18 protein-coding genes and 1 riboswitch are annotated in these 17,885 nt (G+C 37.7%); of the genes, 14 read left to right on the top strand and 4 right to left on the bottom strand.

Annotation, left to right across the window (positions count from 1 at the left end; translation table 11 throughout):
- The first annotated feature begins 6 nt into the window (after positions 1-6).
- The 9 genes from rpmH (at position 7) to noc (ending at position 7,341) form a co-directional block, all read left to right on the top strand.
- Positions 7-141, top strand: coding sequence for a 50S ribosomal protein L34 (gene rpmH, locus JBW_RS23680; RefSeq protein WP_007936133.1), 135 nt, complete (start codon positions 7-9; stop codon positions 139-141).
- 47 nt (positions 142-188) lie between these two features.
- Positions 189-539 (top strand): ribonuclease P protein component, encoded by a 351-nt coding sequence (gene rnpA, locus JBW_RS23675; protein WP_007954680.1) that lies wholly within the window; start codon positions 189-191, stop codon positions 537-539.
- A gap of 10 nt (positions 540-549) precedes the next feature.
- A complete protein-coding gene (gene yidD / locus JBW_RS23670; RefSeq protein ID WP_007954682.1) occupies positions 550-756 on the top strand; it encodes a membrane protein insertion efficiency factor YidD in 207 nt (68 codons plus the stop codon).
- 65 nt (positions 757-821) lie between these two features.
- Positions 822-1,460, top strand: coding sequence for a YidC/Oxa1 family membrane protein insertase (locus JBW_RS23665; protein WP_007954683.1), 639 nt, complete (start codon positions 822-824; stop codon positions 1,458-1,460).
- A gap of 17 nt (positions 1,461-1,477) precedes the next feature.
- Positions 1,478-2,101, top strand: a complete 624-nt coding sequence (gene jag / locus JBW_RS23660; RefSeq protein ID WP_007954684.1) for an RNA-binding cell elongation regulator Jag/EloR — start codon at positions 1,478-1,480, stop codon at positions 2,099-2,101.
- A gap of 228 nt (positions 2,102-2,329) precedes the next feature.
- A complete protein-coding gene (gene mnmE, locus JBW_RS23655) occupies positions 2,330-3,715 on the top strand; it encodes a tRNA uridine-5-carboxymethylaminomethyl(34) synthesis GTPase MnmE (RefSeq protein WP_007954685.1) in 1,386 nt (461 codons plus the stop codon).
- A gap of 14 nt (positions 3,716-3,729) precedes the next feature.
- Positions 3,730-5,619 (top strand): tRNA uridine-5-carboxymethylaminomethyl(34) synthesis enzyme MnmG, encoded by a 1,890-nt coding sequence (mnmG, locus tag JBW_RS23650; protein WP_007954686.1) that lies wholly within the window; start codon positions 3,730-3,732, stop codon positions 5,617-5,619.
- On the top strand, positions 5,606-6,322 hold the full coding sequence (gene rsmG / locus JBW_RS23645; RefSeq protein WP_007954687.1) for a 16S rRNA (guanine(527)-N(7))-methyltransferase RsmG: 717 nt from the start codon (positions 5,606-5,608) through the stop codon (positions 6,320-6,322). Before mnmG ends, rsmG begins: the two co-directional genes overlap by 14 nt.
- Before the next feature lie 83 nt (positions 6,323-6,405).
- Positions 6,406-7,341 carry a nucleoid occlusion protein gene (noc, locus tag JBW_RS23640; RefSeq protein ID WP_007954688.1) on the top strand — a complete coding sequence of 312 codons (936 nt, stop codon included), beginning with the start codon at positions 6,406-6,408 and terminating at the stop codon, positions 7,339-7,341.
- Between the two features lie 62 nt (positions 7,342-7,403).
- On the opposite strand, the gene JBW_RS23635 is transcribed toward noc, so the two are convergent.
- The 4 genes from JBW_RS23635 to metF form a co-directional block, all read right to left on the bottom strand.
- Entirely contained in the window at positions 7,404-8,681 is a 1,278-nt protein-coding gene (locus tag JBW_RS23635) for an ankyrin repeat domain-containing protein (protein WP_007954692.1), read from the bottom strand.
- A gap of 178 nt (positions 8,682-8,859) precedes the next feature.
- A complete protein-coding gene (locus tag JBW_RS23630; RefSeq protein WP_007954694.1) occupies positions 8,860-11,247 on the bottom strand; it encodes a homocysteine S-methyltransferase family protein in 2,388 nt (795 codons plus the stop codon).
- 4 nt (positions 11,248-11,251) lie between these two features.
- The gene (locus tag JBW_RS23625; protein ID WP_007954695.1) at positions 11,252-11,932 is read right to left on the bottom strand and encodes a hypothetical protein; all 681 of its coding nucleotides are present in this window, start codon (positions 11,930-11,932) and stop codon (positions 11,252-11,254) included.
- Between the two features lie 135 nt (positions 11,933-12,067).
- The gene (metF, locus tag JBW_RS23620) at positions 12,068-12,934 is read right to left on the bottom strand and encodes a methylenetetrahydrofolate reductase [NAD(P)H] (protein WP_007954696.1); all 867 of its coding nucleotides are present in this window, start codon (positions 12,932-12,934) and stop codon (positions 12,068-12,070) included.
- Between the two features lie 81 nt (positions 12,935-13,015).
- Positions 13,016-13,119, bottom strand: a riboswitch (SAM riboswitch).
- Between the two features lie 268 nt (positions 13,120-13,387).
- Between metF and JBW_RS23615 the strand changes: the two genes are divergently transcribed.
- The 5 genes from JBW_RS23615 to JBW_RS23595 all read left to right on the top strand — a co-directional run bounded on the left by JBW_RS23615 (position 13,388) and on the right by JBW_RS23595 (position 17,870).
- Positions 13,388-14,158 (top strand): ParA family protein, encoded by a 771-nt coding sequence (locus tag JBW_RS23615; RefSeq protein WP_007954697.1) that lies wholly within the window; start codon positions 13,388-13,390, stop codon positions 14,156-14,158.
- On the top strand, positions 14,148-15,059 hold the full coding sequence (locus JBW_RS23610) for a ParB/RepB/Spo0J family partition protein (RefSeq protein WP_036680593.1): 912 nt from the start codon (positions 14,148-14,150) through the stop codon (positions 15,057-15,059). The genes JBW_RS23615 and JBW_RS23610 overlap by 11 nt, the downstream gene beginning before the upstream one ends.
- Before the next feature lie 112 nt (positions 15,060-15,171).
- The gene (gene hydF, locus JBW_RS23605; protein WP_007954704.1) at positions 15,172-16,401 is read left to right on the top strand and encodes a [FeFe] hydrogenase H-cluster maturation GTPase HydF; all 1,230 of its coding nucleotides are present in this window, start codon (positions 15,172-15,174) and stop codon (positions 16,399-16,401) included.
- 243 nt (positions 16,402-16,644) lie between these two features.
- Positions 16,645-17,316 (top strand): DUF554 domain-containing protein, encoded by a 672-nt coding sequence (locus JBW_RS23600; RefSeq protein WP_007954706.1) that lies wholly within the window; start codon positions 16,645-16,647, stop codon positions 17,314-17,316.
- Positions 17,317-17,357: 41 nt separating this feature from the next.
- Entirely contained in the window at positions 17,358-17,870 is a 513-nt protein-coding gene (locus JBW_RS23595) for a DUF4446 family protein (RefSeq protein ID WP_007954707.1), read from the top strand.
- Positions 17,871-17,885 lie beyond the last annotated feature (15 nt).

Raw genomic sequence — 17,885 nt, 5'->3', positions numbered from 1 at the left:
AAATAAATGAAACGTACTTATCAACCAAATAACTTATGGAAAAAAAGAACCCATGGTTTCCGTGAACGTATGAAAACCAGAGGTGGTCAATTAGTCCTTAAAAGAAGACGTGCTAGAAGCAGAAAGAAATTATCTGCGTAGTAGGGCGCCAGAACAGGCCTATTTTCCATATGGCGGGATGATAAACTGTGATATATAAGTTATCTAAGCAAGGGATTCTACACAAAAATAAAAATTTCCAAACTGTATATAAAGCCGGCAAATCATATGCTAATCGAATGATAGTACTTTATGTGCTATCTACTAATAGTGTTGTTCGTCGAGTAGGATTTGCTGCAGGTAAAAGATTGGGTGGTGCGGTAGTACGCAATCGTGTAAAACGTCTTTTGCGGGACTCCTATCGTTTAAACCAGCATAAGTTAATTAATGGAATTGATTTGCTATTAGTTGGCAGACAAGCTGCAGTAAGCTCAAATTCTATAGCTGTTGGTAAAGCGTTTATTCATTTGTGTGAAAAGGCAAAAATTTTGGCTAAGTAGGTAGTTGATAATGAAAAAAATAGCTATAATGATGATTAAAGGTTATCGTTTATTTATTTCACCGCTCAAACCGCCTACTTGCCGTTTTGTGCCGACTTGTTCAGAGTATGCATTGCAGGCAATTGAGAAATATGGGATTTTCCGTGGGGGTATTATGGCTGTACGGCGCATTTTGCGCTGTCATCCCTTTCATCCTGGCGGGTATGATCCTGTTTGATATATAAGAATCGATTCAAGATTACAATTAATTTTGTTACAAATTAATATTGAGGACGTGAGATATTGGCTCTGTTTGATTCGGCTATTGCATTATTGCAGCATATATTAACTTTTTTCTATGATATGACAGCTAGCATTGGTATACCTAATTATGGTATAGCTATTATTTTGGTAACTTTGATCATAAAGTTGCTATTATATCCTTTAACTGTAAAACAAGTTAAAGGTATGAAGGCTATGCAAGATCTACAACCTAAAATGAAAGAATTACAAGAAAAATACAAAGGAAATCCTGAAAAATTAAATAAGGAAATGGCACTTTTATATAAAGAGTCAGGGGTCAATCCTTTATCAGGCTGTTTACCTCTATTGGTTCAGATGCCTATACTTATGGGAATTTTCTTTGCCATTCGCGATTATCAATATGCACAAATACCTAGTTTTTTATGGATTGCTAATTTGTCTCATCCTGATCCTTTGTATATTTTACCTGTACTTTCAGCAGCTACTACTTATGTTCAACAAAAACAGACAAGCAGTGATATGAATCAACAGGCAAAAATGATGATGACTTTTATGCCATTATTTATCGGCTATATTAGTATTACTTTTCCTGCTGGACTTGTATTATACTGGGTAATGAGTAATGCATTCCAAATTGCTCAACAGTGGTGGATGTACCGTGGTGAAGCTCAAAAATAAGGAGGCTAATTAACACGATGACTTCTGTGGATATGACAGGTAAAACCGTTGAAGAAGCGGTACGACTGGCTTTAAATGAACTTCAAGTTGGAGAAGACCGCATTGAGTATGAAGTGTTAGAAGCGCCCAGTAAAGGTTTATTTGGCTTTATTGGCAGTAAGCCTGCTAAAGTGAGAGTGACTATTAAGCCAATTGATCCGGTACAAGTGGCTCATGAATTTTTGAAAACTGTTTTTGACTTAATGAAATTAGAGGTACAGATTGAAAGAGTAGGAAAAGAAGATTCTATTAATTTTAATATTAGGGGTAATGATTTAGGTATACTGATCGGTAAACATGGTCAGACTTTAGATGCGTTGCAATATTTGACTAATTTGACAGCAAATCGTGATATTGATGGTAAGGTGCGTATTGTTCTTGACGTAGAAGATTATCGTCAGCGTCGCACGGATACGTTAAATCGTTTGGCTGCTCGTTTGGCTGATTCTGTAAAACGTCGTGGAGAAAAAGTAGTGTTGGAACCGATGAGTCCTAACGAACGTAAAATTATTCATATGGCTCTTCAAGATGATCAGCGAATTATTACTTACAGTGAAGGGGAAGAACCCTATCGCAAAATTGTGATTGCTTTAAAAAGATAGATAGTTTACATATTCAAAAACCCAGTAATAATTAATTATTACTGGGTTTTACTACTAAAGAATAGCCATGTATATTAATTGTTTACCATAGATAAATATTCCCAGGGAAATGGGTAAAAATAGTAAGTGTATAGTATCCTTTTGAAAAATCTCATCTTTTGTCTGTTTACGGCTATATTATGGTTGTTTTTGTGAGAGTATATGGATACAAAATAAGGAGGAATAAAAGTGTTTGCAGAGGATACGATTAGTACAATCGCTACTGCTCCAGGTGAAGGAGCCATTGGCATTATACGTATGAGTGGCTCCTTGACAATAAAGATAGCGGAAACATTTTTCCGTGGAATAAATGGGAAGAGTGCAAGACATATCGCATCCCAGCAAGTGGCATATGGGCATATTATAGATCCGGATAATGGCCTGGTTATTGATGAGGTTTTATTACTTGTTATGCATGGCCCTAAATCGTATACGCGAGAAGATGTTGTGGAAATTCATTGCCATGGCGGTCCTGTGCCGATGAAGAAAATTCTAGCACTCACACTGCAGTATGGTGCACGATTATCCGAACCTGGTGAATTTACAAAGCGGGCATTTTTAAATGGCAGACTGGATTTATCTCAAGCAGAAGCCGTTATGGATATCATTAGAGCAAAAACAGATGCTTCTCTTCGTATGGCTGTGGGTCATTTATCGGGAGCCTTATCAGACGAGATACGCAAAATGAGATATGAAATTTTAAGAATGATTGCTAATTTAGAAGCGACCATTGATTTTCCAGAAGAAGATATTGAGGTCTTAGCTGCTCAGGATGTTAGAGCAGCAGTAGAGCTTTTATTGGCAGACGTAAATCATTTATTGCTGACAAAAGAGACGGGACGGATATTACGGGAAGGATTAGAAACTGTAATTCTTGGTAAACCCAATGTGGGTAAATCCAGTTTGTTAAATGCTTTGTTGAAAGAAAAAAGAGCGATTGTAACAGATATTCCAGGAACAACTCGTGATGTGATTGAAGAATTCGTGAACCTATCGGGTGTTCCTTTAAAAATTGTAGATACTGCTGGTATTAGAGAAACCTCTGATATTATTGAACAAATGGGCGTGGAAAAGGCAAAAGAATTTGTTGTGACAGCGGATCTAATTTTGTTATTATTAGATGCTTCCCTGCCATTATCAGCAGAAGATAGAGAAGTACTAGCTATGCTTTCCGGTAAACAGGCAATTGTCTTAGTTAATAAAACAGATTTGCCGGTGCTTTTAAATTTGGATGAAGTATACACCTATATAGCAGATACCAAAGTATTAAAGATATCGGTAATGGAAGGTACTGGTTTACCAGAACTAGAGCAGATGATTGTGGATATGGTGTACGGTGGTGAAATAGCTCAAAAAGAGGGAGCGTTTCTTACTAATTTGCGTCAAGCTAATTTATTAGAGCAAGCAAAATATCATTTAGAAGCGACGATTGCGACAATTGATGAAGGAATGCCATCGGATTGTATTGTGATTGATTTAAAAGAAAGTTGGGACAAGCTAGGGGAGATTACAGGAGATACAGTGGGGGAAGATATTATTGATCAGATTTTCACTCAATTTTGTATTGGTAAATAGGGGAGTGGCAAATTGTGTTTATTGCAGGCGAGTATGATGTAATTGTGATTGGGTCTGGTCATTCTGGATGCGAAGCAGCATTAGCGGCTGCCCGTATGGGCTGCCAAACGCTGTTAACGACGATTAATTTAGATAATATAGCTTTTATGCCATGTAATCCTTCCGTTGGTGGTCCGGCTAAAGGGCATTTGGTAAGAGAATTAGATGCATTAGGCGGGCAAATGGGGATTAATGCAGATAAAACTAGCCTTCAAATGAGAATGCTAAATACAGGAAAAGGACCAGCTGTACATGCATTAAGAGCTCAGGCTGATAAAGATTTATACCATATCACAATGAAAGAGACAGTTGAAAATCAGCCTAATTTAGATGTGAAACAGGTGTTGGTCGAAAGGATACTGTCGAAGGATCAGAAAGTATATGGAATTGAAGTGGAAACTGGAGAAATTTATTATACGAAAAGTATAATACTAGCGACAGGGACCTATTTAGGTGGAAAAATTATCATAGGGGAACTCGCATATAAAGGCGGTCCCAATGGTCAGCGAGCAGCTGAAAATTTAACATCTTCCTTAAAAGAATTAAATATTCGCATCATGCGATTTAAGACAGGTACCCCGGCAAGGGTAGATAAACGTTCCTTAGATTTTTCCAAAATGATCGAGCAGCCGGGTGATGAAGAGGTTCATAATTTTTCTTTTTTAAGTGAAATTACAACTAGAATGCAACTGCCCTGCTGGCTGACATATACCAATGAAAAGACTCATGAAATTATACGAAATAATCTACATCGTGCTCCTATGTATACGGGAATTGTAGAGGGGGTTGGACCGCGATATTGTCCATCGATTGAATCAAAAATTGTAAGATTTGCCGATAAAAATGCACATCAATTATTTATAGAGCCAGAAGGGCATCATACCAATGAAATGTATGTGCAAGGCATGTCTACAAGCCTGCCAATTGATGTACAATATGAATTCTTGCGAACCATTGCTGGCATGGAGAATGTAAAAATTATGCGTCCGGGTTATGCGATTGATTATGATTGTATTGATTCTACCCAGCTTAAGCCAACTCTAGAATTTAAAACGGTTCAAGGATTGTTCTCAGCAGGTCAAATAAATGGTACATCAGGTTATGAAGAAGCAGCAGCTCAAGGCTTAGTAGCTGGCATTAATGCCGCCCTATTGGTTAAAGGTCAAGAACCGCTGATTTTGTCTCGTTCTGATGGATATATCGGAGTGCTGATTGATGATTTGGTTACAAAAGGAACCAATGAGCCCTATCGCATTATGACCTCTCGAGCTGAATTCCGCCTTATTTTACGTCAGGACAACGCGGACTTGCGTCTAACGGAAATTGGACGCAAAATTGGTTTAGTCAGTGATGAACGATATGCTAAATTTGTTTGTAAACGTGATTCCATTGAAGAAAGTTTAAAACTGCTGCGCAGTGTAATGATTACCCCCACGCCTGAAATACAGGCAAAGATGCAGGCAATGGGAACAGTAGAATTGCGTACAGGTATTATGTTGTATGATTTACTGCGGAGAACGGAAATTAACTATAACATGATTTCTGAGCATTTTGCTGTACCTCTCTTGGATTCGGCGGTACAGCAGCAAGTAGAAATTTCTGCTAAATATGAAGGTTATATTAGCAAACAACTTGAACAAGTAGAGCGGGCGGCCAGATTAGATGAAAAATTATTGCCTGAGGATATTGATTATATGCAGCTAAGCGGCTTAGCTGTGGAAGCTAGAGAAAAATTGAATGAAATTCGTCCGTTATCCGTAGGACAAGCAGGACGTATTTCCGGTGTTTCTCCTGCCGATATTTCGATATTAATGATTTATATGGAACAAAAGCGTAGGAGGGATGAAGCAATTGATCTTTCGTGAGGTGTTAATAAAGGCTGCGACGGAATATTCTTTATCCTTAACAGAAGAACAGTTAACGCGATTTTCCCAGTATTTTGAAATATTGATAGAATGGAATCAAAAAATCAATTTGACAGCGATTACAGATCCGAATGAAGTGGCTGTCAAACACATGATTGATTCCTTATCTTGTTATGATAAGATTATTTTTAAAAATGGGGCAAAAATAATTGATGTAGGTACTGGAGCTGGTTTTCCCGGATTGCCTCTTAAGATTTATCGTCCTGATTTAAAACTGACGTTATTTGATTCTTTAAATAAAAGAATTTTATTTTTAAAAGAAGTAGCCGAAAAATTGGAAATACCGGATATTGAATTTATACACAGTCGAGCTGAAGATGGTGGGAAAAATAAACAATTTCGTGAGGCATATGATATTGCAGTGTCTCGGGCAGTAGCAAGATTGAGTATCCTCTCTGAATTATGCCTGCCATTTGTGGCTGTAGGAGGGTTTTTTATTGCCCTTAAGGGATCGCAGTACAGTCAAGAAATAAAAGAGTCTACAAGCGCTCTCAGAGTGCTTGGCGGCGAAATCGAAAAAATTGAGAATATTAAACTGCCAGGTCTTGATGATGTAAGGGCAGTTGTATATATTCGAAAAATAAAAAAAACGTTACCAGTGTATCCTAGGCGTCCAGGCATTGCAGAAAAAAATCCATTATAATACAGTCATGTTAAAAGGAACTTGTGTGGAAATGCCGAATATTACCTTATTGACAAGGCTATTTTAGGTAAGGCGGTGTACAGATGAAAAATTTAGCCAGATTATTAGGCCTGACTTCAGAAAGTCCGGAAATTGCTAAAGAGGCTAAAGAGCAAACCAATATTGCAAGAGATATAGATAATAGGCAGGATGATAGCAGCTTAAGCACGATGGAAAATGGGATGAATGAAGGCAATGTACAGCATGTACAAATTACTGAAATTGTTCCCAATCCATTTCAGCCAAGGAAAATATTTAGTCAAGAATCTTTACTGGAATTGGCATCATCCATTGAGGAATATGGCATTATACAACCCTTAATTGTGCGTCTTATCCCTGATGGTTTTGAATTAGTGGCGGGAGAACGTCGTCTGCGCGCTTCAAAGTTAGCAGGCTTAAGCCAGGTACCTGTCATTATAAAAGAGTTTACTGATAAAGAAATGGCTGAATTAGCTATGATTGAGAATTTACAGCGAGAAGATTTACATTTCTTAGAAGAGGCAGAGGGCTTTCAGCAATTAATTACAAGTTTTTCTTTCACCCAAGAGGAACTTGCTAAACGTATGGGGAAGAATCAATCTACCATTGCGAATAAATTGCGATTATTAAAACTGATACCTGAGGTTCGTGGGGTAATTGCAAGGGAAAAGTTAACTGAACGACATGCCCGCTCGTTACTAAAGTTAGATGATTCTAGATTGCAATTAGAAGTATTGGAAATGATCAGTGAAAAGAAGTTAAATGTGCGAGAGACAGAAGAGCTTATTGAAGAGTTTTTAGAAGATATCGCCAAACAAGTAGAGGCTAAAAATACTCCTAAACGCAATGTTGTAAAAGTGATTCGCGATGTACGTATTTTTATTAATACCATTAACAATGTAGTAGGCGAAATGAAAAAAACAGGTCTTAAAATTAAAGTAAAACAAGAGCAAGATGAGGAATTTATTCATATTAATTTACGCATTCCGAAGAAAAAATAAAGTCAGTATGATATGTATAGTTATAATATATTAAAAAAGCTAACAATTCATTGTTAGCTTTTTTAATATATTATAACTCGTTTTATTTTTGTATCAGAAGGTATGGAATTAGGGCTGCCACTTTCCGTCCAGTTAATTGGTATCATAGGATCGTTGATATCAAGTTCAAATAGCATTTTCGTACTTTTAACTAGAAGGTACAAGGAATGGTCAATGACTCGAATCTCGCTTACCGAGTATTGATTTCGTATATCGCCAACCGTAGAGTGAAGGGTAACATTTTTATCAGTTGTGAACCTGGAATCATAGACGTTTATAATCGATACTAATTGCGATTTTCCACTTGAAAGCTCTAATACTAAGGAAGGATCGCTGCTACTTTCTAAATAGATATTTGCAATGGTTTTTTTGCTGCCATCAATATACGTTTCATTAAGAGAAAGAGTTGGATATAATTTCTTTACATCTTTCAAAGGCATGCCAATTGGTATCAGACCTGCTTTGCTGACTGTCATTTGAACCTCAGCGGGGATCGTGGAAGAGAAGGTTTGAGGTGTTTTTTTAGTTGGAGATGTTGGAGCATCTGGTATATCTTCTTTTCGTACTATAGTAGGAAGTGTAGGATCGGCACCAGCACTTTTGAGGATTTCGGCAATTTTTGCTTCTTGTTTGGAGTAGGCTTCCATAAGTGCAGTTCGTCCGTTTTTGTCTTGCGTATTAGGATTTGCTCCTGCCTCTAGTAACAGAGTCGTAATTTCTTCCGTTCCCATTGCAGCAGCATACATTAAAGGGGTCTTGCCAGATCTGTCTTGTATGTTAACAATAGCCTGCTTTTCTAGCAGCAGCTTAATCATCTCGGGCTTTTTATAAAAAGAGGCCGCTGTTAAAGCTGTCCATCCATCTGTGTTTCGCGTTGTATTAATGTCCATACCTGCGTTAAGAAAAGCGAGCACAATTGCTTCATCACCACGCCCTGCATAAGTAATCAGATTTTTTCCTTCGAAAGTAATTCCCTGCTGGATTATTTTATCAAGAGGAAGAGGTGCTTCTAATGTTTCAAGTCCTTTTTGATAGCCAATATATCCTCCCGCCAGGATGCAGGCACATAATAGCAAAAGAACAGTAACTAGTTTTCTTTTAATTTGAGACTCTTGTAATAGCTGTGTTAAAAAAGATAATTTTTTTGTGGGAGGTATTTCTTGAGACGGATTTTCTTCAGTTGCTGATAGCTGATCAATTCCGTTGTTAACAGAAGCTGATTCTGGAGCGAATAATTCTTTATTAGCAACAGCTAGTAGTTCATCAATCGCTGCTTCACTCATTATTCCCTCTTTATCCATTGCTTTTTACCACCCATCATTTAATAATATATATAAAAATTGACATATTTATATAAAATTCCATATAATTTGTCATAAATCCTGCATTTTTGATAAAAAAATTAACTTGTATGAAATTAGCAAAAAGATGCTGTTTCATACAAGCTAAATTTATCGATCATGGGATAAATAGTATACGTTATTGTGCTTTATCAGCCATAAAATTTTTGGCAATTGTTACAGCATCCACACCATTAGCTGCATAAGAATCGGCATTTGCTTGATTTGCATATTCCTGGGTTAGCACAGCTCCGCCGACGATAGTTTGAGCAGAACATCCTGCAGCTTTTAACGCTGCAATGGTGTGGTCAATTTGCGGCATCGTTGTCGTCATAAGGGCGCATAGACCCACAATATCAGCTTTATGCTCTAGGGCTTTTTCCACAATCTTTTCGGGTGAAATATCTTTTCCTAAGTCAATTACAGTAAAACCGTTATTTTCTAGTAAGGCAGCCACAATATTTTTTCCTAAATCGTGAATATCACCTTTAACAGTAGCTAAAATGATAGTACCTAGGCTTGTTGTTGCATGAGCCGGCAGTTCTTTTTTTATTGTAAGGAAGGCGGCGCGCATGCTTTCGGCAGCTAATAATACTTGGGGGAGAAAACATTGTCCATTGCCAAAAGCGATACCAACTTTATTCATAGCCGTTGTTAATGCTTGCTCACTAATCTCAATGGAACCATGTCCTTCTCTTAATGCCTGCTCTACTAAAGGAACAACCGCTTCTTTTTCTCCAGATACAATGGCAAGATGGATTTGCTCGATAATGTTTTTGGGTGTAAGAGGGACAGCTCTTTCTTCGGATTGACTAGTGGGAGCATAATTTACACTGTAGGATCTGCCGCTGGGATCATTCCCTAAAAGCAAAGCTGAAGCTGCTAAGGTTTGCTGCATGAGAGGATCATACGGATTTAGAATGGGCGCATCAAGTCCGGCATCTAATGCCATCGCACAAAAGGTTGCATTAATAATATCTCGCCTGGGCAGTCCAAAAGAAATATTACTAAGACCCATTGTAGTTGGGTAACCAAGGTGCTGGCGATACAATTTTAATGTGGCAAGGGCTTCAAGACCAGCCCTAGCATCTGCCGCCGCTGTTAGGATGAGAGCATCTAATACAAAATCCCCGGGTTTGAGACCAATTTCAAATGCTTTATGAATAATTTCTTGTATTACTACTAACCGATCTTGAGCGGTTTTAGGCACTCCAGCTGGACTAATAGGTAAACAAAGGATAGCAGCTCCATATTTTTTTGCCAGAGGCAAAAAAGACTCTAAGCGTTCTGGTTCTGCACTGACTGAGTTAATCAGCGCCCTGCCAGGATAAGCCTTTAAGCCTGCTTCTAATGCGTTTACATCTGTTGTATCAATAACCAAAGGAACATCTACCAGCATTGATAATTCCTGAATCGCATACTGCATGGCCTTAGCCTGGTCAATTCCTGGGACACCCATATTTACGTCTAGAAGCTGTGCCCCTGCACGGATTTGAGACAAGGCTTCTTTTTTTACGGAAATAAATTGTCCTGAAGCAATATCGGCTGCTAACTGTTTGCGGCCTGTAGGATTAATCCGTTCGCCAATAATGACAGTGGGATGATCAGCACCGAGGTAAATGGTTTTACTACGGCTGGTTAAAGCGGTAAACTTCTTTGCTAATTGAACCGTGGGTAAATCCGATAGGGAGAGATGCTTTACGGCTTGGTATATAGATTTAATATGATGGGGGGTAGTGCCGCAGCAACCGCCAACATAACGAGCACCTGCAGCAACTAATTTTTTAGCCCAATGTCCCATTTCCTCTGGCTGCATGGGAAAAACAGTTTGTTTATTGATAAGGCTAGGCATTCCTGCATTAGCTTGAACACTAATTGGACAATTTGTAGTCTGTGCTATTTTTTCTACAATTGGCAGTAATTGCGCAGGACCTAAGGAACAATTCACACCAATGATATCAGCACCCATTGCTTCTAAAATGATAGTTGCCGTTACTGGATCAGTGCCAGTTACAGTTCTTTCATCAGCACCAAAAGACATTTGACAAATAACGGGCTTTTTGGAAGCAGCTTTTGCTGCAAGTAAAGCTGCACGCATTTCTTGAATATCAATAATCGTTTCAATTAGAATCATGTCTACACCTGCTTGATCTAAGGCAGAAATTTGTTCAAAAAAAACGTTGTAAGCATCATCAAAGGATAAGTCTCCTAAGGGTACTATTAATTTACCTGTAGGACCGACAGAACCTGCTATCTTGGTGGCAGGACCACAGGCAGCCCGGGCTGCCTGAACAGCGGCAGTATTAAGCAGCGCGACTTTTTCTTCTAAGCCATAATGGGTTAATTTAATCCGATTTGCTCCAAAGGTATTTGTTTCAATAATATCGGATCCGCTATCAATATAGCTTTTATGTATAGCCGTAATCACGGCTGGCTGTTCTTGATTCCATAATTCAGGACAATATCCCGGCGGTAATCCTGCATTTTGCAACATCGTTCCCATGGCGCCGTCAAAAATATAAATCATAATTTCAATCCTTTCTAGATAGACAATTTATTTGTTGGCATTGATCACATTTAGAACCTTCGATCATTTCCTTAAGGGGGAGGTTCGGTACAGTTGCTGTTAAGCCGATCACAGCTGTAATGGATTTACGGGGGAGAAGCATACATGTAGAAGTGACTGTTATATTAATTTCATCACCATGTGCTAAAGATAAGATTTGAGGTTGAACCCTAATATCCCACTGGCCATAGCCTGGGCTAAAGCGGAATAGAGTGGTATACCCTTGCTTATTTGCTTCTTGCTTAATAAGCTCACAAGCTTGATCGGCAGCCAACTCTACTGCCGTTGTGCCTGCTGCATCTAATAACAAGCCTAAGGTGTATTCATTTTTGCTGAAGTAATCACTTACGAGCTCTTCTAAATTAGGTCCTATGGTAACTGCAATAACGGCAACTTTTATAGAGTTCGCCAAGTGTTTACTAATAACGGTTGGAGGTAGTGATAAAGGCTCAGGGCTCATAATCGTAGCAGAACTTGCATCATAGTCATAAATCTGCCAGCTTGCTTTTGGTTTGGAGATGATTTGTGCTTCTGTACAAGCATGGTCAAGTAAGTGCTGGGGGAATTCAGTACATTTGGTAAGGCCTGAATAACGTTTTAATTCGCTCATTTCTAGCGTTTGAATGGTTGGGTTGTAAATTGGCACAGTATCCCTCCTTTGGTTGTATCAAGAACATTTTAATGTATAAGAATTCAGCTGATGATAAGCTTCTAGATATGTATAATATATTAAAATGTTTATTTATAAATTACTAGTCTGTCAGGGATGTAGAGGCATTATTTAACGCAAATTTGTTTGTTGAATAATGCTTTTTGATTGTTCTAGTTTATTCATAGTATATAGATGTATACCATCTACCTGATTTGCTATCAGATCTGTAATTTGGCTGCAAGCATATTCAATTCCTGCTTTTTCAAAATCTAAGGGTGAATTTTCATATTTTTGAATGATGTTTTGTAGGGGTTTAGGAATAGAAGCACCGCATAATCCTTTAATCCTGCCTACTTGTTTGCTATTTAGTAATGGCATGATTCCGGCACTAACAGGGATTGTGATATTAACTTGTTTAATGCGGTCAAGAAAATCATAAAGAATGGTATTATCAAAAAACATTTGTGTAATTAGGAAATCTGTGCCGCTGTTTACCTTTTCTTTTAGGTGAAGAAGATCTGTATTCAAATCAGGGCACTCTGGATGTCCCTCTGGATAAGCGGCAGCAGCAATACAAAAATCATGATTGGATTTAATATGGGCAATTAAATCTTTTGCATATTGATAGGTATTTTCTTTTCCTTTATTATTGTTTTTGTTTATAGGATAATCGCCTCGCATAGCTAATATATTTTCAATATTATGAGCTTGTAGTTGATTTAACATTAGATCAATATCATCTTTGTGCGAGTTGATGCAAGTTAAATGAGCTAAGGCCTCGACACCATAAGTATTTTTTATTTTGTCCGCGGTTTCAATGGTGCGGTCTGAAGCACTGCCTCCAGCTCCATAGGTAATACTAGTAAAATCAGGATTGAGGGTTTGTAAGCCCTCTGTTGTTTTAAAAATAGATTCTAAGGTGACAGTTTGTTTTGGCGGAAAAATTTCAAAAGAGACAAGGGCTTTTCCTTTGTTAAATCGATCAGAAAGTTTCATACAATAACCTCACATTATTATAATTTAATAAAACAGCCTCTTTCCTTTGAGGAAAGAGGCTGTTTTATCATCCGTTCTTTCCTCTTATCTTTCAGAACGTGAATTCTGCTGGATTTAGCACCATTTGCATTGCTGCTGGTTGCTGGGTGTCATAGGGCCAGTCCCTCGACCACTCTAGATAAGAGTATTTATTAAATTGGAATTCATGATAATATAAAACGGCCTGATTGTCAATGTTTTTTAAATAATTATAAAATTGGTTAAATAATGGTATATTTACGGAGGCTATCTACTATTTTTGGCAGGAGATAGTCTCTATAGTGTGGAATGAATTAGCTTATAGAAATTAGAATCCGAGAGGAAAGTTTGTAAGTAGAAGACTAAGGCTTGACCTGGATTCTAAAGACCTGGCATATGCCTTAGTCTTTCTTAAAATATGAATGAGAATATGGGGTGAACTACTTGGTGAAGGTAATTGCAATTGCCAACCAAAAAGGGGGCGTTGGAAAGACAACAACTTCTGTTAATTTAAGTGCTTGTTTGGCTGATTTAGGGAAAAAGGTGTTATTAGTGGATCTTGATCCACAAGGTAATTCTACAAGTGGTTTTGGTTTTGATAAAACCAAGATTAAACAGTCTGTTTATGATGTGCTAGTTAATGATGTACCGATTGAAGGCGTTATCTTACAAACCAAAATTGAAAGTCTAATGCTGTTACCCGCTACGATTCAGCTGGCAGGAGCGGAAATCGAGTTGGTTTCCATTATGTCTCGAGAAACGAAGCTAAAAAGAGTTCTAGATAAAGTGAAGTACAGTTATGATTATGTTATTATTGACTGCCCCCCTTCCTTAGGGTTATTGACTATTAATTCATTAACCGCCGCTAATTCCGTATTAGTGCCAATTCAATGTGAGTTTTATGCATTGGAAGGGTTATCCCAGCTAATGAATACAATTACTCTTGTTCAGAAGAATCTAAATCCGGCGTTGTCTTTGGAAGGGGTAGTTCTGACAATGTTTGACGCCAGGACAAACTTGTCCATTCAAGTAGTAGATGAAGTGAAAAATCATTTTCGTCATAAGGTATACCAAACAATTATTCCCCGGAACGTTCGTCTTAGTGAAGCACCTAGCCATGGACAGCCTATCACTCGATATGATCCTAAATCTAAAGGGGCAGAAGTTTATACAGATCTAGCTAAAGAGGTGATTGATGATGAATAATAATTCTCAGAGAGGACTAGGGCGAGGATTGGATGCATTGTTTTCTAGTTCAAAAGGGGTAGATGCAGAGCCTCTTATAAAGAGTGTTTCTATCTCAGAAATTATTCCTAATAAATTTCAACCACGTCGGATCTTTGATGAAACTGCATTGCTCGAATTAGTATCTTCCATTAGTCAATATGGCGTATTGCAACCCCTTGTAGTGCGAAAAAGTAATAATATTTATGAATTAGTAGCTGGTGAGCGACGGTTACGTGCTTCTCAGCAAGCAGGTCTAAAAGAGATCCCTGTTATTATTAAAGATTATACAGATAGAGAAATGACGGAAATCTCTTTAATTGAAAATATACAAAGAGAAGATTTAAATGCCATTGAAGAAGCTCTTGCCTATCGTCGTTTAATGGATGAATTTAGTTTAACTCAAGAAGAAGTTGCAAAGAAAATTGGTCGCAGTCGCTCTGTGATCGCGAATATGGTACGTTTACTGAATTTACATCCAAAGGTACAAGATTATGTTTCACGTGGAACATTATCCATGGGGCAGTCTAGACCCCTATTAGCCTTAGAAACCCTTGAACTTCAGTTAGAAGCAGCAGAAATCATTATTGAAAATGATTTATCAGCAAGGGATGCAGAAGAATTAGTCAAACGATTATCGGAAAAAAAGAAACCAGCAAAACAACAACCGAAGAATGTAGAAGAGAAAAATTTTTTTGTGACAGAAGCTGAAGATCGACTCAAGATGATATTAGGTACACAAGTAAAAATTAAGGAAGGAAAATTCAAGAGCAAAATAGAAATTGAATTTTCTTCATCTGAAGAGTTAGAACGTATTCTTGAAGTTTTAAGTGGTGATGAAGCACCGGCTCCTAGTAAGTCTCGCGGAACCTTCGCAGTATAAGAATAAAAAGTGTCAAATTATGTTTCACGTGAAACATAATTTGACACTTTTTGTAAAACATAACGATATGCGATATAAATTAGTAATATATTGCGAATAAAGGAGAATTAACATGCAGGAAACACCAAAAGCATCACGTTTGCACATTGCAATTTTAGGACGACGTAATGCAGGGAAATCTAGTTTAATCAATGCACTGACAAACCAAAAAGTTGCGTTAGTATCAGACGTTCCAGGGACAACAACGGATCCCGTATATAAAGCGATGGAAATTTTACCAATTGGTCCGGTTATGATTATTGATACTGCAGGTATTGATGATAGCGGGTGCCTTGGTACATTACGAGTAGAACGCACCATGAGCGTATTAAATAAGGCGGATTTAGTGATAATTGTATTGGAAGCTGAAAGCGGCATAACGCAGTATGAAAAAGCTTTAATAGAAGGTATTAAGGTAAAGAAAATACCTATTATTGGGGTCATAAACAAAACTGATAAAATTACGATAGCAGCAGAATTGGTAATGAAGTGGAGTAATGAGTTTAACATTCCCTTGCTACCTACTAGTGTAAAGAATAGTCAGGGTATTGAAGAATTGAAAAAATTAATTATTACCTATGCTCCGCCAGATTGGCAGGGACCACCTGTGATTGGGGATCTCATCCAAGCCAAGGATACAATAATTTTAGTGACTCCCATTGATTCAGCAGCACCGAAAGGGCGACTCATTTTACCCCAAGTTCAAACCATTCGTGATATTCTTGACCATGATGGTGTGACAATCGTGGTTAAAGAAACAGAACTAAAACAGGCAATTGAAAATTTACGTAAACTTCCTCGATTAATAGTTACAGATTCACAAGCTTTTGAGAGGGTATCGGCAGAGACACCATCAGGTGTTATGTTAACATCTTTTTCTATATTATTTGCGAGACATAAAGGCGATTTGGAAACGTTAGTATCTGGTGTAAAAAACATTGAGAAGTTAAAACCAGGGGATACAGTTTTGATTGCGGAAGCTTGTACACATCATCAACAGGCTGATGACATTGGAACCGTTAAAATTCCTCAATGGCTGCAAAAAAAAGTAGGCGGAGAGTTAAACTTTGAATGGGTTGCAGGCAGTCATTTCCCAGAAGACTTAAGTAAATATAGCTTAATTATACATTGTGGCGCTTGTATGTTAAACCGCAAGGAAATGCTTCATCGTCTTTCTGAGGTCACAAATAAAGCAGTACCTGTAGTGAATTATGGGATTTTGATCGCATATATAAATGGAATTTTAGAACAAGCGTTAGAACCATTCCCTCAGATACAAAGAATATTGAGTGAATTAAATTAGATAATATGATAAAATGAAATGCAATTCGTATTAGGCAACAGCAAAATGAACAATAAAATGGCGCAAAGGGAACGCTTAGGGATTTTTTACCTTGCGTATCTTTTGCGTCCTTCGCTCTTTTTAATAGCCTGGAAAGTATAAGCAGAAAAAGTAGTTAACCACGAAGGTCGCGTAGTGTTTTTCTTATAGTCTAGGCAAGTTAAGTTTACAGTAAAGATGTGGGAAGGGAGGGGGAAGAAGAAAATGAAGGGTACCTTAGTTAATGCAGCAGCTGTACTTGGTGGGACACTTATTGGTTTAGCATTAAAACAACGACTTTCTCAGCGCTATCAACATACACTGATGCAGGGGTTAGCTTTAGCCGTTGGTCTAATTGGTTTACAAATGGCTCTAAAAACACAAAATATATTGATCGTCATATTAAGTGTAGTACTCGGCGGTTTGCTTGGTGAGTTTTTGAACATTGATAAATGGTTGTCGAATTTTGGTGAATGGTTAACATTAAAAGCAGGTAATAAACATGGCAGTGTTGGTGAAGGTTTTATTACAGGGAGTTTAGTATTTTGTGTAGGAGCAATGGCAATAGTTGGGTCAATACAAGAAGGGCTAACGGGAGATGCTAGTACGTTATATGCAAAGGCGATGCTGGATGCTGTCGCTTCGGCGGTCTTTGCATCAGGGCTGGGCATAGGTGTGGCCTTATCGAGTATTTCTATTTTACTGTACCAAGGTTCGATTACCTTACTGGCAAGTAGCGTTAGCGGTATGATAGCCGATAAGATGATTATTGAAATGTCAGCAGTGGGTGGTTTGCTTATCATGGGCATTAGTTTACTAATGCTGGAAATAAAAGCAATCAAAGTAGCTAACTTACTGCCTGCAATTCCGATTGCTGCAATTCTTGCGTCTTTATAACCGGTGTAAAAAATTAAGTGTAAGTTGAAAGGTATGATGAAATGGATTATGCAACACAAGTATCAAATCTGGTTATGAATAATTTACAGTATGTATTATTAGGTATGACAGTAATGATTTTATTAGCATTGTTTGTCTTTATAAGTATTAATATAAGACTTGGTAAAATGAATAAAAAATATCGTAGAATGATGCAGGGGGTAGATGGGGAAAACTTAGAGAAACTACTAATTTCACATATTGAAGAAGTAAAGTATGTTGTGAAGAAAGTGGATACCCTATCTGAAGATTGCAAGCGATTAGAAAAAATATCAAAAGATTGTGTACAAAAGGTCGCTCTTGTTCGGTTTAATGCTTTTGAAGACGTAGGCAGTGATCTAAGTTTTGCTATTGCACTTTTAGATTCTTATAATAATGGTATTGTAATTTCCAGCATTTATGGACGTAATGAATTTCGTACATATTCCAAGCCAATTATTTCAGGAGTTTCATCCTATTTGTTGACAGAAGAGGAAAAACAGGCATTAGCACAAGCTATCAAAATAAAAAAATGAAAATAAGCAGGACTT

The organism is Pelosinus fermentans JBW45 (assembly GCF_000271665.2).
GTDB classification, from domain to species: domain Bacteria; phylum Bacillota; class Negativicutes; order DSM-13327; family DSM-13327; genus Pelosinus; species Pelosinus baikalensis.
Note: the sequence above shows the minus strand (reverse complement) of the source record. Positions and strands in the feature narration are given on the sequence as shown.